Annotated in this window: 20 protein-coding genes; 10 read left to right on the top strand and 10 right to left on the bottom strand. The window is 56.3% G+C overall.

Annotated features, from left to right (window positions below; all coding sequences use genetic code 11):
* Positions 1–3: 3 nt before the first annotated feature.
* Together ACQZ5H_RS26315 and ACQZ5H_RS26320 are read right to left on the bottom strand one after the other, a co-directional pair.
* Complete coding sequence (locus ACQZ5H_RS26315; RefSeq protein WP_449099420.1) at positions 4–1,401, bottom strand: hypothetical protein; 1,398 nt, start codon at positions 1,399–1,401, stop codon at positions 4–6.
* A gap of 34 nt (positions 1,402–1,435) precedes the next feature.
* Positions 1,436–2,365: a glycosyltransferase family 2 protein gene (locus ACQZ5H_RS26320; RefSeq protein ID WP_449099421.1), complete on the bottom strand. Its 930-nt coding sequence runs from the start codon at positions 2,363–2,365 to the stop codon at positions 1,436–1,438.
* A 496-nt stretch (positions 2,366–2,861) separates the two neighbouring features.
* Here ACQZ5H_RS26320 and ACQZ5H_RS26325 point away from each other — a divergent pair, with 496 nt between their 5' ends.
* The 5 genes from ACQZ5H_RS26325 to ACQZ5H_RS26345 all read left to right on the top strand — a co-directional run bounded on the left by ACQZ5H_RS26325 (position 2,862) and on the right by ACQZ5H_RS26345 (position 7,957).
* Positions 2,862–3,743 carry a hypothetical protein gene (locus ACQZ5H_RS26325; RefSeq protein WP_449099422.1) on the top strand — a complete coding sequence of 294 codons (882 nt, stop codon included), beginning with the start codon at positions 2,862–2,864 and terminating at the stop codon, positions 3,741–3,743.
* A gap of 395 nt (positions 3,744–4,138) precedes the next feature.
* The gene (locus ACQZ5H_RS26330; RefSeq protein ID WP_449099423.1) at positions 4,139–5,422 is read left to right on the top strand and encodes a lipopolysaccharide biosynthesis protein; all 1,284 of its coding nucleotides are present in this window, start codon (positions 4,139–4,141) and stop codon (positions 5,420–5,422) included.
* Positions 5,419–6,171 carry an acyltransferase gene (locus ACQZ5H_RS26335; protein ID WP_449099424.1) on the top strand — a complete coding sequence of 251 codons (753 nt, stop codon included), beginning with the start codon at positions 5,419–5,421 and terminating at the stop codon, positions 6,169–6,171. Before ACQZ5H_RS26330 ends, ACQZ5H_RS26335 begins: the two co-directional genes overlap by 4 nt.
* A gap of 77 nt (positions 6,172–6,248) precedes the next feature.
* Positions 6,249–7,406: a glycosyltransferase gene (locus ACQZ5H_RS26340; RefSeq protein ID WP_449099425.1), complete on the top strand. Its 1,158-nt coding sequence runs from the start codon at positions 6,249–6,251 to the stop codon at positions 7,404–7,406.
* Between the two features lie 14 nt (positions 7,407–7,420).
* A complete protein-coding gene (locus ACQZ5H_RS26345) occupies positions 7,421–7,957 on the top strand; it encodes a putative colanic acid biosynthesis acetyltransferase (protein WP_449099426.1) in 537 nt (178 codons plus the stop codon).
* Positions 7,958–8,003: 46 nt separating this feature from the next.
* Here the strand turns inward: ACQZ5H_RS26345 and ACQZ5H_RS26350 are convergent, their stop codons facing one another.
* Together ACQZ5H_RS26350 and ACQZ5H_RS26355 are read right to left on the bottom strand one after the other, a co-directional pair.
* The gene (locus ACQZ5H_RS26350; protein WP_449099427.1) at positions 8,004–9,203 is read right to left on the bottom strand and encodes a hypothetical protein; all 1,200 of its coding nucleotides are present in this window, start codon (positions 9,201–9,203) and stop codon (positions 8,004–8,006) included.
* A 314-nt stretch (positions 9,204–9,517) separates the two neighbouring features.
* A complete protein-coding gene (locus ACQZ5H_RS26355) occupies positions 9,518–9,817 on the bottom strand; it encodes a hypothetical protein (RefSeq protein ID WP_449099428.1) in 300 nt (99 codons plus the stop codon).
* Between the two features lie 448 nt (positions 9,818–10,265).
* On the opposite strand from ACQZ5H_RS26355, the gene ACQZ5H_RS26360 reads away from it, so the two are divergent.
* From ACQZ5H_RS26360 to ACQZ5H_RS26375, 4 genes are all read left to right on the top strand, one after another.
* Entirely contained in the window at positions 10,266–12,560 is a 2,295-nt protein-coding gene (locus ACQZ5H_RS26360) for a Wzz/FepE/Etk N-terminal domain-containing protein (RefSeq protein WP_449099429.1), read from the top strand.
* Positions 12,561–13,210: 650 nt separating this feature from the next.
* The gene (gene gmd / locus ACQZ5H_RS26365; RefSeq protein ID WP_449099442.1) at positions 13,211–14,305 is read left to right on the top strand and encodes a GDP-mannose 4,6-dehydratase; all 1,095 of its coding nucleotides are present in this window, start codon (positions 13,211–13,213) and stop codon (positions 14,303–14,305) included.
* Positions 14,298–15,269: a GDP-L-fucose synthase gene (gene fcl, locus ACQZ5H_RS26370; RefSeq protein WP_449099430.1), complete on the top strand. Its 972-nt coding sequence runs from the start codon at positions 14,298–14,300 to the stop codon at positions 15,267–15,269. Before gmd ends, fcl begins: the two co-directional genes overlap by 8 nt.
* Before the next feature lie 196 nt (positions 15,270–15,465).
* Positions 15,466–15,612: a hypothetical protein gene (locus tag ACQZ5H_RS26375; protein WP_449099431.1), complete on the top strand. Its 147-nt coding sequence runs from the start codon at positions 15,466–15,468 to the stop codon at positions 15,610–15,612.
* A gap of 48 nt (positions 15,613–15,660) precedes the next feature.
* Here the strand turns inward: ACQZ5H_RS26375 and ACQZ5H_RS26380 are convergent, their stop codons facing one another.
* On the bottom strand, positions 15,661–15,792 hold the full coding sequence (locus ACQZ5H_RS26380) for a hypothetical protein (RefSeq protein WP_449099432.1): 132 nt from the start codon (positions 15,790–15,792) through the stop codon (positions 15,661–15,663).
* 258 nt (positions 15,793–16,050) lie between these two features.
* Here ACQZ5H_RS26380 and ACQZ5H_RS26385 point away from each other — a divergent pair, with 258 nt between their 5' ends.
* Positions 16,051–16,437: a VanZ family protein gene (locus tag ACQZ5H_RS26385; RefSeq protein WP_449099433.1), complete on the top strand. Its 387-nt coding sequence runs from the start codon at positions 16,051–16,053 to the stop codon at positions 16,435–16,437.
* Positions 16,438–16,684: 247 nt separating this feature from the next.
* Here ACQZ5H_RS26385 and ACQZ5H_RS26390 read toward each other — a convergent pair whose 3' ends face one another.
* The 5 genes from ACQZ5H_RS26390 to ACQZ5H_RS26410 all read right to left on the bottom strand — a co-directional run bounded on the left by ACQZ5H_RS26390 (position 16,685) and on the right by ACQZ5H_RS26410 (position 20,673).
* The gene (locus tag ACQZ5H_RS26390) at positions 16,685–17,269 is read right to left on the bottom strand and encodes a UPF0149 family protein (protein ID WP_449099434.1); all 585 of its coding nucleotides are present in this window, start codon (positions 17,267–17,269) and stop codon (positions 16,685–16,687) included.
* Positions 17,266–18,822, bottom strand: a complete 1,557-nt coding sequence (gene tnpC / locus ACQZ5H_RS26395; RefSeq protein WP_449099435.1) for an IS66 family transposase — start codon at positions 18,820–18,822, stop codon at positions 17,266–17,268. Before tnpC ends, ACQZ5H_RS26390 begins: the two co-directional genes overlap by 4 nt.
* Positions 18,823–18,870: 48 nt before the next feature.
* Positions 18,871–19,191 carry an IS66 family insertion sequence element accessory protein TnpB gene (tnpB, locus tag ACQZ5H_RS26400; protein ID WP_449099443.1) on the bottom strand — a complete coding sequence of 107 codons (321 nt, stop codon included), beginning with the start codon at positions 19,189–19,191 and terminating at the stop codon, positions 18,871–18,873.
* 29 nt (positions 19,192–19,220) lie between these two features.
* Positions 19,221–19,676 carry an IS66-like element accessory protein TnpA gene (gene tnpA, locus ACQZ5H_RS26405; protein ID WP_449099436.1) on the bottom strand — a complete coding sequence of 152 codons (456 nt, stop codon included), beginning with the start codon at positions 19,674–19,676 and terminating at the stop codon, positions 19,221–19,223.
* A gap of 346 nt (positions 19,677–20,022) precedes the next feature.
* Complete coding sequence (locus tag ACQZ5H_RS26410) at positions 20,023–20,673, bottom strand: sugar transferase (RefSeq protein ID WP_449099444.1); 651 nt, start codon at positions 20,671–20,673, stop codon at positions 20,023–20,025.
* Positions 20,674–20,941: the final 268 nt, after the last annotated feature.

The raw sequence follows: 20,941 nt of genomic DNA on the forward strand, positions 1-20,941 counted from the left end.
GCATCACGTTCGGCGTAACCGTTGTGTTCGGGCTTGGCGCCAGGTCTGGAAGTCCATGAGCCTTGCCCGCACTGCCGCTCCCACAGGCTTCGCCTTGCGACCAAGGACAGCGGTTATCAACGCCAGGATCACGTATTCCGAAACCGTCAATGGAAGGTTTGCACCGATCGGACCACGCAGCAGGATCGGCAGGGCGGCCATCAGGATGAGCGCCGACATATTGATGCCGTTGACGGTGATGGCCCGAGGGATTGCAAAGCGGTAGAGCCAGAGAACGACGGCAGCCGAACCGAGGGCAACGCCGGCCAGTCCCCCATCGGCATAAAACTCACCGCCAAAGAACAGAGACAGGTTGTCTGTCCCTGCAAGTCTCATCCCCACCAGTTCTTGACCCATGTCGATGGCGAGGAGAGTTTCTTTGCCGGCCCAGATGGCTCTTGGCACAAAGAAGAACAGGACGCCAAATGTTTTCCCGCCCCAGTAAAATCCGCTGCGGCTCACGTAATTGACCTCGTAGACCATCATGTCGAAAACGTCGAGGAACGGGATCTTGAACATCGAATCGTCGAGATGGCTGAAGTCGATATTGGCCAGCGAGAAGGTACCTTCACGGGTCGAGATGCTGAGCAGAGGCATCAGGATCAGCAATGCAAAGCTTAGAAAGCTATAGACCTGCATGGCCCCTACACGTCCCCTGAGAACGATGAATCCGATCGGCATCCAGGCTGCCACCAAGAAGTATCTGGCCGAATTGATCGGATTGGCGGTTAGCAGCAAGAGACCGAGGACAATGGCAAGAATCGGGTAGTAGACAACACGGTGTCTCCTCGCCAGTGGCTTGCCGAAGCCGATAGTCGTATAGATCGCAGCGATAACAACCTGGCCCCCGAAGCACACGACCGACAGGAACGAAGTTTCTTCGTATGCCTTCAAATAACGGGGAGCGAACGCATTGGTGAAGCCGCCAGAGGTAACGATGAAGGCGGCAAAGAAGACCATCATCGCCGCTGCGAGCAAGGGTGCGTATCTGACAGAAACGTTGAAGCGCCTTTCCTCGCGCACCTGACTTTTCGGCAGATAGCCCAACAGCGTGATGAACAGCGAGAAAATCAGCGGGATCGCGCAAGCAATCAGGATTTCTGAGTTGAGGATCGGGTATCCATCAGCAGGGCCACCATGATCGAAGTAGCCGTTTCGCAGGGCCTGCAGTGGGCCAATTGCGAAGAAAATATACATCAGAAACCAGAACATGTCGGAAACGGTGAAATATTTCGACCGTATGCGCGCAACGTTCCAGCAGCAGACAAGTGCAAGCGGCAGCGTCCCAATAACGGCGACGCCATCAACTTCGGTCAGCAAATTGAGCAGATAGTATGAGACGTAAAGAGCAAGCCTGATCATTGCTGTCCCCTTGGTGGCAGAGCCAAAACGCCGGTTAGGGTCGTGCCTGCGATTTTCCCAGCTGCAGTCCTGTGGCCTTTTGCAGAGCAACCAAAGGCGGATCCTCCGAAGCAGCCACTACCCTTTCAAGCTCGGCAAGCCTGACGCCAACCTGGAAGCGATACCAAAAGCCTTGCAGGAAGTGATAGATCAAGCCTTCGCGGCCATCGAGGAAACCACGCTGAACAACATAGCGGTATAGAAAATAGCCAAGAGTAGCGATCGGAAAGGGAATCCTGTTGTAGATATTTTCTTTCACCCATCGCTTTGCTGCTGCCTGCCGCGGTCCTCCACTCATTAGTTCCTGGTCGCGCGGGAATAGATCCATGCGTTGATTGAGAATCTCGATGGCCTCCTTTGTCGCGTATCCAAGGTGCTTGGTCGTGAAGAAGTCGGAATCATTGAGATTATGATCGACAAAAAGCCCCTTGAAATGAACTGTTTCGCCGCCCCATACGAGGATGTGCTCGTCCATCCATCGCTGCTCGACCCGTCCCTTGCCTCGACGAAATATTCTGAGAAGGCGAATAGGGAAACGACCGCCGTGCCTGATCCACTTGTCCATGAAAACGTGCTTGCGATCGATCGTCACGCCAACGACTTGATCAGGCAGGTCGTCAAGCCGCTCCTGAATTTCCGCGGCTAGTTCGCTCTCGATGATCTCGTCTGCATCCAGCCGCATGATCCACTGGGCGTTGGAAGAAACATGATCGCATGCCCATTGAAATTGATCAGCGTGGTTGACCCAGGCATTTTCAAGCACCTCAGCGCCGAGGCGTGCCGCGATATCTCGCGTGCGATCGGTTGATCCGGAATCGATGACATGGACGCTTCGAGCGAAGGCCTTTACGGAAGAAATACATCTTTCAATATGGATTTCTTCATTTTTTGTCAGAATAATTACAGCTACATCAGCCAATGCCATGCCCCTAAATCAGCTCAAAGCGTGTATAACATGCTCAATTGTTCTCGCACAGAGGACAAGCTGAGTAACACTACACTTCGCGCAGAAGCCTTGGACGCGCCAACGAACAACAAGAAATTCTGTTGCGGATGGACCCCGAGTTGTTTTCTATCCGAAAGCGCGGCGATCGCAAAATTCCAAGGAGACGACTTTGCGCCTCACACGTCGAACCTTCGTATCCGGTCTTGGTGCTGCCGCCATATCGAGCCGAGCCGGTGCTTCGGATGGACACAAATCTGCGGCAGGGACAGGTAGCGTCGCCGCTGTAGCTGATCCCAGCTACCTGTTGCTTGACGACTTCACGGGATCTAGCGGGCCAGTAGCCGGCAGAACACCGCTTGTCGGCCCTCCGTGGCAGACGTTCGGGGCGAATGCGGCGCTGCTGCAGGCCGCAGGCGGCGAATTGAGGCAATCGTCCCGCGGAGATGGCGTTGGCTACGCGATGTCGGAACTTCCGATGATCGCAGATGAGTTGGGATGTGAATTCGTCTGGGGACTCGGCACACAACCCCCCGTACTCGCAATGTTTCCGGATTCGACACCCGCCACGCTTGATTTCAGCGACCTCCGCTTGCTGCATATCTATCTTGGAGTTGGCGGCTTCGGTCCCGAGCTCGGCGACAAGGCCTATTTCGGCGACCTCAAAGCAAACCACCCATTTGCATGGCGCGGTCCCGAGCAGCCGTTCCGGCTCACCGTCGGCAATCGATATAAGTTGACGGCAAACGTGAGCGGAAAATGGCTGCTCTTGGCACTTTTCAATGCTGGCGGTGATCTCCTCGCCCGGGCACAGAGCTATGATAGTTGGCTTCCGCAGGTCGTCGGACCAGTCGTGTTCTTCGAAACGTTTGACGATGAAATGACCTATTCGCGCGTATGGGCGCGGCGCGCCGGCACCATTAAAGTGCCGGTTCTGCGACCGGCCATCGATACCGACTTTCCTACCGGGTCTGTTTCAATACAGGCCTCGCCATACGGAGGTTCGGCTACCTGGGTTGGGCCGGGCAATGTTCGTGTCCATAGCGACGGACGCAAGGGTAGTGGCGCGTCGATTTCCCTTGGGTCCCTCGCTACGGGGGACAGGGTTCGTGCCTGTATCGATATCACCGCTCGCTCGGGAGGCACCTGGCTGATGGGTCTGACTGCGGCATCGCGTGATGGGTTACTGGTGTCGAAGACCGCCGAGCTGAGCGGCCCAGGACGCCGTGTCGCAGACTTCGTCTGCACCGCGCCGGTAAAATCCGGCGCACTTTGCATTGGCGCGATCGACGGCTCGGTATGCAACCTCGACATTCGAAGTGCATTCGTTGTGAAGAACGGTCCGGACACCTTTGTATGAGCATCCGGCTAACGCCGGTGCCCGAGCTAAGCAGCTGAGCGAGCACTCCACCACTTAGGCCTTTTCCGCGTCGCCAGCGGTTTTGTGCCATCCGGCCAACCGCTCCACCCAGGCTTCTAACGAAGATGAGGTAGTCGATCGCGATAATAACGCCCCTATGAAGAGTACGAACATCTGCGGATCACCTTCAGCCGCTACTATTGGACAGATATCAACAGCGGACGCGTTAATGTTAAAATGTGTTTCTCACACAATATCGTCATGCATCTGCTACTGACGCTTGATAGCTTGGGGATATCACATGAACTTCACGAATGCGTCTGGTTGTATTGCATAGGAAATATAGTCGAAATGCTAAGTATACGTCCCTTCGGTGATCGAAGGTCTTCCGCGCTATGACCGTACAGGCAGCAGAACGCTTTCGTTTTGGTGGCGCAAAGCTCCGCAACCTTGTCCTCCTGGTTCTCGGCTATGGCATGGGACAGGGGTCGACCTTCCTGGCCCAGACCTGGCTTATGGCCACTGGCCAGCTTTCAGTGCTTGCGCTGTTCGGCACTCACATTTCCTATGCTTTGCTGTGCACGACAATCGTCGATGCCGGCGGGACAACCACGTTGGCCCGGCACGCTGCGAAGGTTTACGATCCGCAGAGCGACGAAGACGACCTGTGGCAGACCTACTGGGAAATGTGCGTCATCCGGCTTGGTGTGGCAGCCATTCTTGCGTTCCTTGCCACGGCGACAATTTTCGCTTTCGACGTCAGCCGGTTCACGATCGAGTATGCCAGCTTCGGAGCCGCGGCCCTCATGGTCTGGGCCTTCAACTTCGCTGGAATTCTCGATGGCTTGAGATTGAGCGGCTTCAATGGAATTGCAAACGCATTGCCCTTCATTCTCTCTTCAGTGCTGCTTGTCCTGACCTTGCTTGTCGGTCTCGACCACGTCGGGATGACGACGGGCGGTGCATTGTCCCTCGGGTTCTTCCTGTCTGTGATGCTGCAATTGAAGGTGCTCACCGGCGCCGGGCATCCGGTGAAGTTTCGCCGCCCGACCCTTCGTGGCGTGAAACATAAGGTTCGCGATTCGCTTTCGCTTCTTGGATCGATTTTGCCCGGGCAGCTCTATTTCCGCCTTCAGATCCATCTCTGCAATGTCTATCTCGGACCGGAAGCGACCGCCGTTTTTATCTATGTAAAGCAGATTTTCGTCGCTGTCGCACAAGTCGTCGGCTTTATCCGGCGTGTCGAGTTTTCCGAGCTGGTTTCGAATTTGAGCAGGGTCGATAGAGGGCTCACGAAAGCGATCATCAGGTCGCAGAAGCTTGGAAGCGCTGCCAGTGTCGCCTTTGCCGTGCTGGTGATGTCAGGTGCGACCTTGGCCCTGGCACTCAACCTGCACCAGTTCCGCGAAAGCGGCGTGCTTATCCTCGTCTTCGCGCCATGTCTGATAACCAACGCGCTCGCGCTTGCCTTGTACCAAGGCCTCGCTGCACTGGGTCAGTTTCACAGGATGTTCGTGGTTGCTTCGGCCGCGACAGCCCTGGGTGGGGCATCGTCGTTTGTCTTGGTTGACAGCTGGGGCGCTTCGGGACTGCTTCTGGCCGACATCATCGTCGACGTGGTCGGTATCGCCCTCATCATACTCCTTCTTGTTCAGCGTAATTTCAGGAGAACAACATGACGTCCTTGGCAATCGTCTTTCAGGTTATCCTGATGGCCCTACCTTGGGGCATCCGCCGGTTCCTGCTCAATCGCGTCTTCGGGTTCCAGATACACAAGCGCGCGCGCATAGGCTATTCCATCCTTCTGCCGAGGAAATTGATCATGGCCGAAGACAGTTGGATCGGGCATCTCAATTTCGCCAAGGGACTTGAAGAGATTCGTCTCGATGACAGCGCGCGTATAACCCACATGAATTGGATTTCCGGCTTTCCTCTTGGTGGCGAACGCTACTTCAAGAAATTCCCGAACCGGTATCCGCAGCTTCATCTCAATCGGCACGCAGGCATTACCAACCGCAATCTGATCGAATGTACCGATCGGCTCGTCCTCGGCGCCTACAGCTTTATCGGCGGAAACCGCTGCCAAATTCTCACCCACAATATCGACTTCGCAACGCTGACCCAGTCATGCGCCCCTATTGTCATTGGTGAACATTGCTTTATCGCGACGGGATGCATTCTTCTCAAGGGCTGTGCCCTCCCTGATTGCTGCGTCGTTTCTGCGGGTTCGGTCCTGAGCAAGGCATACAAGGAACCATACAAACTCTTGAGCGGAGTTCCGGCAGTTCCCGTTCGAGATCTCAGCCCCAAGCTCCCCTTTTTCCATAACATCTCCGGCCAGACCGACCTGACCAAGGAAGAACGGGAACAAGTTCGCCTGCGGCAGCAAGCGGCATCGATGCGATACGACGCAAGCAAGGCGGAGTAAGCTGGATTCCAACACGGCTAATCACATCGGACGAGTGGCGTCTCTCTCGGCAAACTTTTCACGGGCTGGGCATATCGATGACAAATGACAAGATGCCGAGAGGCCGGGTCCTCCGGGTTATTGGAAGTGCCGATCCAAAGACCGGCGGCCCAATCGAAGCGTTGAAGGCAAGCAGCACGGCATTGCTTGAGCTAGGTTGGGAGACCGAAGTCGTCTGCTTGGATGATCCAGACAGTGCCTTCCTATCGTCGTTTCCCTTTCCGATCACCGCACTGGGCTCCTGGCCGCTTCCTTACAAATACACTCCTAGACTATCGCGCTGGATGGTCAATAATGCCGGCCGGTTCTCTGCGGTGATCATCGAGGGACTTTGGCATCACGCCACGATCGGCGGCGCAATTGGCGCAAGACGAGCCCGGCTGCCCTATTATGTCTTCTCTCACGGGATGATGGATCCATTCTTCAAGAGGCAGAAGCCTGTAAAACACTGGGTGAAGCAGCTCTATTGGTCTGCTCTGCAAGGGCCTTTGGTCGCTTCCGCAAAGGCAATGCTCTTCACCTGCGAGCAGGAGCGTCAACTCGCGCACGGCGCCTTCTTCGGCCAGCGATATCGCGAAAAAGTGGTCAGGTTCGGCATTTCGGATGTTCCGCCGACTGAACCGTCACAGCTGGGATATGACCGCCCTTACTTGCTCTTCTTGGGGAGGATAGATCCGAAGAAGGGCTGCGACCTGCTCGTAGAGGCATTCTGCTCGATCGCAGGCGAATTCGGAGGGCTGGACCTCGTCATTGCGGGACCTGATCATGCGGGAATCCAACCAGAGCTACAAAGGCGCGTCCGCGAGCTTGGCCTTGAAAGGCGCGTTCACTGGCCGGGCATGATTGCCGGTACCGAAAAATGGACGACGCTGCGCAACGCCGAGGCTTTTATTCTGCCGTCCCATCAGGAGAATTTCGGACTTGTCGTTGCCGAGGCCATGGCCAGCGGAACGGCCGCCCTGGTGACGAAGCGCGTCAACATTTGGCAGGAGGTCGTTGCTTCCGGTGGCGGGATAGCTGAAGAAGATACGGTCGCCGGTGTTCGCCAGCTCCTCCTCCAATGGCTGTCGATGACGGTCGAAGACAAGATGCACATGCGCCGGTCAGCGCGTCAGGGCTATCTCAACTACTTCGGCATCGAAGCTGCAGCGCAAGATCTTAGCGAACTCCTGGAACAGGCGGCATCCGAAAAGTGATGAAGAAAACTCCAATGACCGGTGGCGCGACTTTCCCAGTCAAGCACCGCCTCCGCCGCGCGGTCTGGAACCTCGTTTGGGGAGTATTCGGGAAATGGTCGCCGACCCCGTTGCACGGCTGGCGCCGGTTCCTGGTTCGATCCTTCGGTGGAACGATCGATGCGACCGCAAAAATATATCCTGGCGTTGCGATCTGGCTGCCTGCGAACCTCGTTATGGAGGCGCATGCCTGCCTCGGTCCCGGCTCGATCTGCTACAATATGGACAAGATCCACTTGTCGCGGTTTGCCCTGGTGTCGCAGCGCGCCCACCTCTGCGCCGGGACCCATGACATCTACGATGCGGCATTTCCCTTGCGGACGAAACCGATATCGCTGGGTGAGGGGTCATGGGTTGCCGCCGAAGCTTTCGTCGGGCCAGGCGTCACTGTCGGCAAGCGCGCCGTTCTTGGGGCGCGGGGCGTGGCGTTTCGCGAGCTCCGGCAGGGCGGCGTCTACGCCGGCAACCCGGCAGCTCTTGTTCGTTGGCGCGATGTGGCTCAGAGCGACTAGGCGATCTTCGAACCCTTGAAGTTCAGGTCCCATGCGGCAAAATAAGTCAGCCCGTGACTACATTGCCTCTCTCCTGCGGAGGAACAGCTCCCGGTTCGGTCCGTACGGGGTAGGGGAACCTGCAGTCGGACACAATACCGCCCCGGCCACCGCCGGCGACCCACACCGACTGGCTCATAGTCGTCACTCCCTGAAGCGACACGCGATCGACCGTGTAATCGACAGGCTGCGACCCGCCTCCCCCTCCTATCTGAAGATGACGGGCGCATTGCGGCGGCGCCTTCAGCACGCCGTTCCGGATCACCGATCCCGTCGCTGGTCCCAGCCGCGATGAAAACAGATACATCGGGGTGTAATTCTCGGGACACCCGGTGATCTCGAAATCGAAATCTTCAAGGACATTGCCAGGACCTTCGTTCGCAAAGATCGCCGACGGACTCTCACTGGCGTCCTTCCTTGCTTTGATGCGCGTAAGATGGATGCAGTTGGAGCGCTCGCCTATATCGATGATCATGTTGTGCGGCGTGCGGGAAGAAACCACATTGCCGTGGATTTCGGAAAAACGCGAGCTGTCGGAGAAGCATTTGACCTCGAGGATTCTGTCCGTGCAATCGATTGCCTGGATGCGGTCGAACTGGGATTTGATCGCGGCGTTGATCGCTAGAGCGGCCTTTCCCGCCTTGATACTAATGTCGGAAATAGAGCAACCGAACATTCCGGTTCTTGTCGAGGTGATGTAATCCGCTTCGATCGCGAGGTTGCGAATATGCACATTCTGCACCATGCCCCATTTCGTGGATGCCCGGTTGACGCCGGACATGAAGGTATCAACCGTACGATCGATCGGCGAAACGCAGGCATCTTCGATATCGCTCAGGCAGGTATAGATCAACGTGAGGTCGCCATTTTCAACCTTTTCCACGATATTGAACTGAGCAAACGTCGGGAAAACATAGCCATCCCCCTTGGCTTCGGCCGAGGTTCTAAGGAGTACTGCAAGGCCGGGTCGAAAGGCGTCCGCATCTCCCATCCGCGATAGCCGGACAATGCGATCTCCTTTTCGCATGCCATTGGCGCGAATGATCGGAAGGCGCTTGTTCGGATGGTCTCCGGCTCCGAATGCAGCCGGATGCATGTTGCCCATCATGAACGCGCAGTGGAGAACATCGGGCACTCGCGGGTCGCGCATGTTGCGAAGGATTGTCTGATCGCCTGCTCCGATCCATCTCCGGTCAGATTTGTTCATTACAGCGCGCCCGAGCTCGTAGACCCTCGGCCCAAGCCGAATGGTTGAGGCATTTTCTTGCGCGCGCTCGAAGGCCGGGTGCCAGTCGTCGCCGTCCTCGGATGAGTGCCATGCTTCCGGTGTGGTCGAATCTTGCTTTGGCGGCAGAGCAGAACTTGCAAAACCACTCCGTGCTGCAAGTCCTGTCCCAACTGCGGAGCAAATGAATGACCGGCGAGTAATCACGATTGTCTCCGTGATAGGGCTGTGAATGTGTACATGGAGCCGATCACCATTAGTCTGGCGGGACAAGCTTGAAAACCGACATCCGTCACCTAGGGAAGGAATTCGCGATTACCCTTGCTGTCGATAATCTCGAGCTTGCGGCCATCCGAATAGACAACAACGCAATCGATATGAGTCATCTGTTTTGTGCAGATCGAGCCGTTGGATATCCGGTAGCCTACGGACCCACCGGGCCGATACTGGTATCCATTCTTTGCGGCGCGCAAATTGTCGGCTCCCTTCAAGCTTGAACGAATTTCGACCTCGCTCGCCAGACGCATCTTTGAGGCGTCAGCGGCCTGGGCAATAGAGGGGAGTGTCAGGAAGATCACATGTAGAAGGAAGCGCATTCGCCCGTGCCAGTCTTAAGAATAAATGGCGGCGTTCAAAGGACATCAGCCGCTATCCTGTTAGATGATACTGACCCAAAACCGCAAGTACAGATAAAATTGACGAGCGACAAAATCTCGTGATCGTAACCTTGCGCGTTAACGATTCGATTAGCTTTGTGTTGAGCCTGTAATTATTTTGTGCCTTATGGTATCTCTCGAATGTCGCGCTACCGTAGCGTTGGCTTGGAGTAGAAATGGTTGCCGATTTTACTGCTATCGCAGAATGAAATTCAACTTTCCCGCGTCTGAGACAAGCAACGCACTACGAGAGCGGTACGATACCTAACGCAACACTTGAAATCGGCGGACCAGACGGTGTATTCAATATACTGCGCCACTGGCTGCCTCTATCAAGCGATCGGCCGGTTCCAGTTTCCGCAGATCGCATCAAACAGGCGAGGCTCGATTGCTACTTCATAATAAGGATTTCAAAGCCGCCTCGCGCGACAGCGAGGACGAAGTCGGCCTGCCGGCCGGCATCGATATTGAAGGTCTGCTGCGGGTCGTACGCCGTCAGTGGTTGGTTGTCGCAGCTGCAGCCGTCACGGCTATAGCGGTCGGAGTTATCTATGTCTTCACTGCTGTTCCCTTCTATTCATCTAACCTGAACGTCCTGATCGATCGAAGCAGCGGCGAAGTTGCGAACCAGTTTTCGACCGTTCAGGAAGCCCCGCCTAGCATGAACGACGAGAGCGAATTCCTGAGTGAGGTCGAGATCCTTCGATCGGATGCAATCGCCTTGACGGTCGTCGATAAACTGAACCTCATCAACAATGCCGCTTTCAAAGCGGATCAACAGTCGCTGATCGGAAAGCTGGCCGAGCGTCTACGTACTCTGGCCAAGGAAACGTCCTGGCTCTCTGCAGGTGCTGATGGCGAGACGAGCGATGACGTCAAGCGGGCCAAGGCAGCTGCGCATCTGCTCAAGGAGCTCGCCATTTCGCGTGTTGGACGCACTTACGTCATTCAGGTTGATTATTCGTCCGCCTCTCCGCAACTGGCTTCCGAGATCGTGAACGCGTTCGGCGACGCCTATCTCCTGGATAAGCTGAACTCAAAGTATGACGCTACCCGCAGAGCCAGCGGATGGCTCCAGGATCGTATTGCAGAGTTGCGACAGAAGTCGGTTGAGTCCGACCTCGCTGTACAGAAATTCCGCACCGCTAACGGCCTTGTTGCTGCGGGGTCTGTGCTGGTTGCCGATCAGCAGCTGACCGAACTGAATAGCGCGATGATAGTCGCTCAATCGGATACGGCTCGCGCGCAGGCCCGCCTCGACCGGATCCAGCAAATCATACAATCGGGACAGAGCGATGCGATCGTGACCGATGTCCTTGGAAGCTCGGTCTCCAACGACCTCCGCCAGAAGTACCTCGATGCCTCAAAGCGTGAGGCGCAGATCGCTGCACGCCTTGGCCCCGATCATGCCCAAGCTGTGCGGTTGAGGAGCGAAATGGCAGAATATCAGCGGCTCATGTTTGAGGAGCTGAACAGAATTGCTGAAAGCTACAAGAGTGACCTCGACGTCGCAAAGGCGCGCGAAAAGGAGCTCACAGAAAGCGTGGCGCAGGCAACGGGCGTGAGCGCGACATCCAACGAAACACAGGTTCAGCTGCGCGAACTTGAGCGCGAGGCTGATACCTATCGTAATCTCTATCAGACCTTTCTTCAGCGATACCAAGCGGCGATCCAGCAGCAGTCGTTTCCGATCACCGACGCGCGAATTATTACCCGCGGTGTCGTCTCAGACACGCCAAGTTATCCGAAGAAGCCCGTCGTCCTCGCTCTTTTTGCCATTATGGGCGCTGCGGTCGGGGGGGGCATCGGCGCTTTCAGAGAATTCCGTGACCGGTTCTTTAGAACCGGCGATCAGGTCAGAGATAGCCTCGGACTGGAGTTCCTGGGAATGGCGTCCGTGATCCCTGCAAAGCCGTTTGGTGTCAGCAAGGATTTCAGACCGGCGCCGGGTGAGATCGTGAAAATGCGATCCGCATCAAATTATGTGATCGACCATCCGCTTTCTTCGTTTGCCGAAACAATGCGCAGCGCAAAGGTCGCCATCGATATGGGACTGCCTAGTTTGCCCTGCAAGATCATTGGCGTCGTCTCTTCTCTACCCGGGGAGGGGAAATCCACGGTTGCGATGAACCTCGCCGAATTGCTCGCCAACCAAGGAAACCGCACGATCTTGATCGACGGCGACTTGCGCAACCCGGGCGCAACACGCGAGTTTGGGACACACGCAACGGCCGGCCTTCTGGAAACGCTTATCGACGGCAGGGATCCGCGGGGGCTGCTTCTCCGCAATACGAAGACCGGTCTGGCATTTCTGCCTTCGGTGATCAGGCACCGCGTTCCCCACTCCTCCGAACTTCTCGCTTCTCCTGCAATGCGGGCAACGCTTGCAACCCTGAGCGCCGAAGCTGACTACATTATCATAGACTTGCCGCCGCTTGGTCCTGTCGTTGACTCCAGAGCCATCTCGACACAGCTCGATGGCTTCATTTTTGTTGCCGAGTGGGGGCGGACGGCGCGGCGCGCCGCGCGGCAGCTTCTTTCGAGCGAACCGGAGATTTACGCCAAGTGCCTTGGCGCTATTTTGAACAAGGTCGATATGGACAAGATGAAGCTCTATCGAGCGCACGGATCGACTGAATATTATCATTCGCGCTACGCGACCTACTACGGCGAGAATTCGTGAGGAGATCAAAGATGGTATTTACGAAATGCATGATCCCCTTGGCGGCCGTTGCGGTCAGCCTGCTATTGCCTTTGGCCTCCAGCGCAGCCGACATTATTCGCGCGCCCTATGCCAGTCGGCAGGCGGTGGTCGCAGAGCGGCTCGAGTGTTCACTGATCCGGGTCGCCCAGTCCCGCGGAGAGAGAGTAGTTCGCGTCTGCAATCCGCCGTTGGATCTCAATCCTCGGCCCCGCCCCGTTGCAGGAGCATCGGCCGGGACGACCGAAAGTTCAATTGCACCCTATGCGACGCAGCGCCAGTAGGCGCTGAGGACGCTGCCCATTCGATCTGCGCTCCGGAGCGCGACCAACACAATGCCGGGACATTTGACCCGCACTCAAAAGTGTGCGGGCAAGATGCTATCTTGTTCAAAATTGAATTATATATAGCACAAACAAGAATAGACGTATCAAGATACGTCAATTGCTTCATACCACATTGTCATTTTGAGATTAACTAACTACAAACGAAGTTGTTGCCGCGTTGTGTCCGGTGCGATAGACATTTTCAGCAATCGTTGTGCCGGCGATCTACGCTACGTCGGCGCAGGCGTAATATTGATAAGTTCGATTACCAGACGCTGTGATCAGTTAGGACATGAAATGGACCCGATGCGAAATAAGACTGGCAAGGTTGCACTTATTACCGGCGTCACCGGTCAAGATGGAGCCTACCTCGCAGAGTTGCTGCTTGAAAAAGGATACACTGTTCACGGCATCAAGCGCCGGTCTTCAAGCTTTAATACGAACCGCATCGAGCACCTTTACGAAGACCCTCATATCGAAAACCCTCGATTTATTCTCCATTTTGGTGACATGACTGACAGCACCAATCTCATTCGTGTCGTCCAGGAAACACAACCGGATGAAATCTACAATCTCGCAGCCCAGAGCCACGTACAGGTTTCGTTCGAAACGCCTGAATATACCTCGAACGCCGATGGCACGGGAACCTTGAGGCTTCTCGAGGCCATCCGCTTGCTCGGCCTGGTTAACAAAACCCGCTTCTATCAAGCGTCTACGTCCGAGCTTTATGGCAAGGTGCAGGAAGTCCCTCAGAGCGAGACGACACCGTTCTATCCTCGCTCACCCTATGCTGCCGCCAAGCTCTATGCCTATTGGATTGTCGTCAACTACCGTGAGGCGTACGGAATGCATGCCTCCAACGGCATCCTGTTCAACCATGAAAGCCCCATCCGCGGCGAAACGTTTGTCACGCGCAAGATCACGCGCGCGGCGGCCGCGATTCACCTGGGGCTGCAGAACAGGCTTTACCTGGGCAATCTCGATGCGAAGCGCGATTGGGGGCACGCCCGCGAATATGTTCGAGGCATGTGGCTGATGCTCCAGCAGGACGAACCGGATGACTACGTTTTGGCGACCGGCGAGACCCATACGGTCCGCTCCTTCGTAGAGAAGTCCTTTGCCAAAGTCGGCATGCCCATCGAGTGGCGCGGCGAGGGTGTCAACGAGAAGGGATATGACGCGACATCGGGCGAGTGCCTGGTCGAGATCGATCCCCGCTACTTCCGCCCAACCGAAGTAGACCTCCTCATCGGCAATCCGGCAAAAGCTCAGAGCAAGCTTGGATGGGCGCATGAGACAAATCTGGATCAGCTTGTTGCGGAGATGGTCCGAGAGGATTTGAAGGTCATGGCGCGCGCGGTTCCTGTATCCGGCGCCAACAAGGGCTTGAGCCATGCCTGACGAAATCTATCACCTTCAAGGCAAGCGGGTCTATGTTGCCGGCCATCGAGGAATGGTCGGCTCCGCAATCGTCAGGCGGTTGCAATCCGAAGGCTGCGACATTGTCACGGCCACTCGCTCCGAGCTCGATCTCACTCGCCAGGACATGGTCGAGAAGTGGATGAACGAGAACCGCCCGCAGGCCGTTTTCCTCGCGGCTGCAAAGGTTGGCGGCATCCTAGCCAATGACCGCTATCCGGCCGAGTTCCTTTACGAAAATCTGGCGCTACAATCGAATATCATTCACGCCGCTTACCGGAGCGGCGTCGAAAAGCTGATGTTTCTCGGCTCGTCGTGCATATACCCAAAATTCGCGGAGCAGCCGATAGTAGAGGAGGCGCTTCTGACCGGTCAGCTAGAGCCGACCAATGAATGGTATGCCGTCGCGAAAATTGCGGGCATCAAACTTTGTCAGGCATATCGTCGGCAGTATGGCAGCGATTTCATTTCGGCTATGCCCACCAATCTCTTTGGGCCAGGGGACAATTTCGACCTCAACTCAAGTCATGTCATGCCCGCGCTGATTAGAAAGGCCCACGAAGCCAAGGTCAAAGGACAGCCGTCAATGGCCATATGGGGGACCGGCTCTCCACGGAGAGAGTTCTTGCATGTGGATGATTGCGCCGACGCTTGCGTGCACGTCTTCAAGACATATTCGGCAGACATGCATCTGAACATCGGCTCAGGCGATGATCTTTCCATCCTCGACCTCGCGACGATGGTTGCGAAGATTGTCGGCTTCAACGGGAATATCGAGCACGACCTTACCAAACCCGACGGCACTCCCCGCAAACTTATGAGCGCCGACCGATTGCGCGCGTTGGGATGGTCTCCTCGCATTTCATTGGAGGAAGGCATATCTCAAGCATATAGCGCCTTTCTCAAAGGTAATTTCGTTCAACGCTCGCTTGAGATCGTCGGATAAGCTAATATTCTCGCGATGGCCATCACGTTATACGATCGACGTTAGGCCACGATACCCCAATCGGCATAATGTAATTAATTTTGCCGATATAGATTATGATGTTTTACTTCTGCGAAAGCCTACAATCTTCGCCATTTATGCTAAAAGGAACAAGGCGAACTTAACTTATTTTTGCTGCGATGATGGAGGGAGTAGAATGACGGAAACCATACCGGAAAGCGTTCTCGAAAGATTGGAGCGTGAGTGGCGCCTGATCGACCGCGACAGGCCGGTCGGTGTCAAGCCGATCAAGGAGGAGAAGGCTCAGCAACCTCGCCTCAAGATTGGCCGCGTCGATGCGTAATGCAGGAAGTTCGCGGTTGAAGAAGGAGCCGCGGACCCGTGGGAACCATCACCGGGTGCCGGCCGTGAAATCGCCATCGACCCCGTCAGCGAAAAGCCAGACGCCGCCGACATAAAGCATTGCCCAGATCATGAGCGAAACGACAGCAGCGGCTATAACGCATTTTGCTCGATAGCTCATGAATTTCCTCCTCACCCGCACAAGCTATCATTTGTTACGACCACAACCAGCAGCGAGTTCACTCCTCCATGAAATTTATCCGGGAATCTGACCTGGCGGTTAAACATCCTCTGCCAGTCTGCGCCATTTGTGGACGCAAGCCGTCCGAGACGGTAACGCTCTTTTGGAAGCAAACGGGCTTTACTTTTAAATGCGCATCGTGCCCTTGAGCGCTGCTATGACCCGCTACATTCCAACTCGCAGCTACCGAATGGCATAATGTCTTCCCGCCGATTCCTATCCATTGCTTCCTGGCTTTTTCTGGCTCTCATCATCTGGTTTACGCTCTCTCCGATTCAAGACCGGCCGCGGGATCCGTTGCCGGTTCAGATGGACCGTTTTCTCGCTTTTCTGGTTCTGAGCGGCATGTTCGTCCTTGCCTATCCGAAGCGCTGGATGTTTGTCGGCCTTGTCTGTATCGCGTCGGCCTTTGCCACCGAAGCCATGCAGTTTCTCTCCGCCACCAGGCATCCGCAACTGCTCGATGCCTGCGTCAAAGCGACAGGAGCAGGCTTAGGCGCATCAATCTCAGCGGCCGGCAACTTGATCATTCTGCGCGCTTCAAGATTTCGTCGAAATCGGCCGGCGCCCGGCAACCGCCAGTAAGTTGCCTTGTAGTTCTCCCGCGGCGGCAGCGGGCAGCTCAGTTCGAGCCGCCGCCGACTGCTGTCCGGTACTCGGCGGCAATCACTCCCCGCCCTGCAAACCTGCCACGACCGCCGAGAATGCATGCTTAGTGATGGGCTTGAGCTATCCCAAACGAGGTGCATGGAGGTGCGAATTTACAGTAAGCGCGACGAACTGGAGACGGCCTATTCGGTTGACATTTCCGTTGGCATTACGGTGCTCGCTTTTAAAATTTCTGCTTTGCGCGCCGCGGCATGAAGTATTCTCGAATTTTGATGACGGCACCAGCGATCTGGATGAGCTCTGCCGGCGGCGTGCCCTTTTTGGCGTCGCAGAGGGCGCGAATAGGAGCGATTATATCACCGGTCACAGCATGACCACGGATGACCGGGTTCCATAGCCTGGGGGCGAATTCCGTTCCGAGGAGGAAGCCGGTGTGCCAATCGAAGCTGTCGTGGGAATAGGTGATGTGACTGAAGCGTGGCCGATGTTCGTCCGGCCTCTCCCCAAGGGTTGCCGATATGCGGTTATATTCGGCGACGATTGTCTGCACGGCCTGGTGCTCCGTGGTTTCCATCGGCAAGGCCATGGCATCCTCGCCAGCGAACAGGGGTATCCATTGATAGGGGTTGATGAACTTTGGCCCGATGATCAACGCGGTGAGATAGCCATCCAGCCCGCTCATGCTCCACACCGGCGCGGCAGGACGCCGTCTACGGATGAAGGTCTCGAATGCTTCATCGTCAAGCTTTGGTCGTGCTGTTGCCGCCTGCACCGGGCTGGTAGAACTGGTCTGAGTGGGTTTCGTCATGCGGCAACCTGATGGCGCTCTGCTTTCCAGTTCCAAGGAAGCAGCGTATCGAGCTGGTTGATCGTGGTGCTTCCCGAGACGATCCGTTCGAGAACATCGGCAAGCCAGCTGTGTGGATCGAGGCCGTTGAGTTTGGCGGAGTTGACCAGCGAGGCCAGGACCGCGAAGGTCTCGCCACCCTTCACATTGCCCACGAACATCGAATTCTTTCTCGTCAGGGCAACGGACTTCATCGAACGTTCCACGATGTTAGAGTCTACCTCGATTGTCCCGTCGTCAAGGAAAGCGGTGAGACCTGTCCAGTGCGTCAGCGTGTAATTGATGGCCTTGGCCAGAGCGGACTGGGTCGAGATGTCGTCCTTCAGTTCAAGCAGGCGGGTCTTTATCTGACGCATGACAGGGGCTGAGTGGATCTGCCGGGCATTCTGGCGCTCCATGGCGCCTTGGCCCCTGATCTCCTGTTCGATCCGGTAAATCTCGGCCAACATCGAGACGATCGTGAGCGCCTCCGACGACCCGGTCAGCTTGACCACATCAACGAATTTGCGCCGTGCGTGGGCAAGGCAGAAGGCCAGTCTTAAACGGCTGGAATTGCTTTTGCCGCGATGTCTGGCAAGCGTTTTGTAGGCTGTATATCCGTCTACCTGAAGGATGCCGTTGAAGGACGCCAACTGACGCTCTGCCTCACGGGCGCTGCGGCTCTCGGAGAAGATATAGCCGACCGCTGGCGGGGCGGGTCCATTCCAGGGGCGGTCATCGATGGCCTGTGCCCAGAGCTGACAGACTTTCGTTCGCTTTCGCCCCGGATCGAGCCGCGGCAACCGCGTCTCGTCGGAAAATACCCTTGGCTGTGAGCGAATGAAGGCCAGCAGCCTGTCGTAAAGCGGCTTGAGCCACCAGGCAACGCGCGCCACCCAGATGCCGAGCGTCCCACGATCGAGACTGACGCCCGAGGCTGCGAAGATCTGTGTCTGCCGATAGAGGGGCAGGTGCCAGGCAAATTTGGAAACAACGATATGGGCAGCAAAGGCCGTCGTCGCCATACCGCCATCCATGAAGCGTGCCGGCGCAGGTGCCTGAAAGACGCCATTCTCGCAGGCCCGGCAGGCATAGCGGGGGCGAATGGTGCGTCTGACGCGCAAGATGGCCGGTACGACATCGAGCGCCTCGCTCGTCGTCTCGCCAATGCGATGCAGCCCGCCTCCGCAACAGGAGCAGGTATGACTTTCCGGCTCGATGACGACATCGTATCGTGGCAGGTGTTTGGGAAGAAAGCCGATATTGCGGGCCGCGGGTGGCTTGCATCGCAAACCTTGCTCGCCGCCGTCAGGCCGATCGTCGTTGGCAGCAACCGGGACAGTCGAAAGATCGCCAAGATCAAAGCTCGCCTGTGCCGGATCGATGGTCGAAAGCATCTCCGATCTGGCGCCATGGATCAACCGCTTAAGGCTGGCGACTTCCTCCTGAAGGTCGGCTATCCGGGCGTCGCGAGCCAGAACCATCCGGCTCAGTCGCTCGACGTCCTGCGGGAGTTGATCGGTTGGAAGAGACATGCCGAAACCTACCATACCGGCATGGATCTTCAAGCAAATACAATGGGATCAAGCTGCTTTCGCAGGCCGCTTTACGGCCTTCTGCTGAACGCGTGTCCAGTCCAGCCCGGCAACGAGCAGGTTGAATTCCTCGGGGGACATGCAGATCGCGCCGTCCTTTACGGGCGGGAACACGAACTTGCCGCTCTCCAGCCACTTCGTCGATAAAATCATGCCCGATCCGTCCCAATAAATGCAGCGCAGCCGGTCGCGACGTTTGGCCGGGAAAACGAAAATGTCGCCGCAGTAGGGATCGGGAGCAAGTGCCGCCGCCACCAAAGCGACGAGGCCGTTCATTCCGCGCCGGAAATCGACAGGCTGCGTCGCCATCAAGATGCGAAGCCCCCTCGACGCACCGATCACCGCTTGCCCCGCAGCGCTGACACCACCGCTTGTGCCAGCTCTGGCGTGACATTGCCGCTCATGACAATCCGCCCGCCGCCAAGCTCGATCTCGATACGGCCCGTATCAACATCGGACCTGTTGTCGGCGCTCTGCGACTCAACCACTTCGTCCGAAATCGTCACCGGAACGAATACCGGAACATCCAGTCCTCTACCGCCATGCCTGCCGACCGGCAGACCCGCGGCCTTCCGCCACTTGTTCAGGAGCCCGCGATTGACACCGTACCGGCGCGCGACCGCCGAAATGTTCACACCGGGCTCGGCACATGCCAGCAGTATCTCGTCTTTCTCTTCCGGCAACCAGTCCCGTCGCCGGCGGTCACCGGTGATCACTTCAACCCGGCGGTAGCTTTCCTGGTGCCTGGCTTCAAGCCTGGCTCTGAGCATGGCACTATCGTTCTCGTCGCCCATCAAATCGCCTTTCCAAATCGAAAGGCAGATTCTCAAGCCTCAACCGAAACAAGAAAAGGTGGGATGTTCGTGGCGCTCACAATTTACAGGTCACGACACAAGTGGTTCTGCGCCGAGCACAGTGGAAAGAGAGGAGAGTATTGCGCTCGGAAACCTGCGAGATTCTTCTCGCTGCCATCGGCCATTGCCAGCGTCGGCGCCTGCGAACGATGGTGAGCGACTTGCTATTTTGGGGAGGCCGGAAGCCCACGTTCAAAGGCACGCCACCGGCGCGTCAGTGCCCGCGCAGCCAGTGTCATTTCTTGAAACGCAACGTCTTCCGAAGCCAGTCAGGCAAGGGACGTTTTCACGATCCAGTGCCACCCTTGATCTCGCGGATCACAGTCCCTGAAATGATCTTCAGGTCCATTACTACTGAAAAATTTCGCACATAGTGAAGGTCTGCAGCAATCCTTGCGCGGGCACGCGACGGGCGGTCCGTCGGTCCACGTAAGCCGCGCACCTGCGCTAAGCCGGTCAGGCCCGGACGCATCCTGTGACGAATATGATATTCGGGTACGAGTTCTTCGTATAGAACGCCGGCAGCCTTCATGCCGATGGCATGGCATCTGGGTCCAACAATCGACATATCGCCGACCAAGATATTCCACAGCTGAGGCAACTCGTCGAGATTGCTGCGTCGAAGGAAGCTGCCTACCCGCGTCACTCTGGGATCGCCGTTTTGAGTTTGCGCAACCCCGGAAAAATCGCAGAGATGCGAATACATCGTCCTGAACTTCAGGACGTTGATCACGCTGCCGCCCTTGCCCCAGCGGCGCTGCACGAAAAGGGATGGGCCTGCGCTTTCAATACGAATAGCCGCAGCAATCAACAAGAGCACGGGTGCGAGGATACACAGAGCGATTGCGCTGCCGAATATGTCAATGGCGCGCTTCGCCGCAAGCTGGGCAAATGCGGGCTGCGATACATCCAGCGCCGGCTCATTGTCATTGGCAATTGCAGGCGCTGAACGATAATGGTCGGTCGATTTGATCAGTCCTGCTGAAGAAGACACGATTTACTCCAACGACGACACCGTTTAATTCTTCATTAACTAATACACATCCCAACAAATAGAGTCTACAAGTGTAAAGACCTTTTTTGGGGTGCTTTCGATTTTCTTGAAAAACCTATGCTTGAGCACAACGGTATTGCAACTCAACTATACGAATATAACTGTTCAGTTACGAGAATTACATTGCTTTAGTAATATACATCAAAAGTGG

It is taken from the genome of Rhizobium sp. 21-4511-3d (assembly GCF_053522545.1).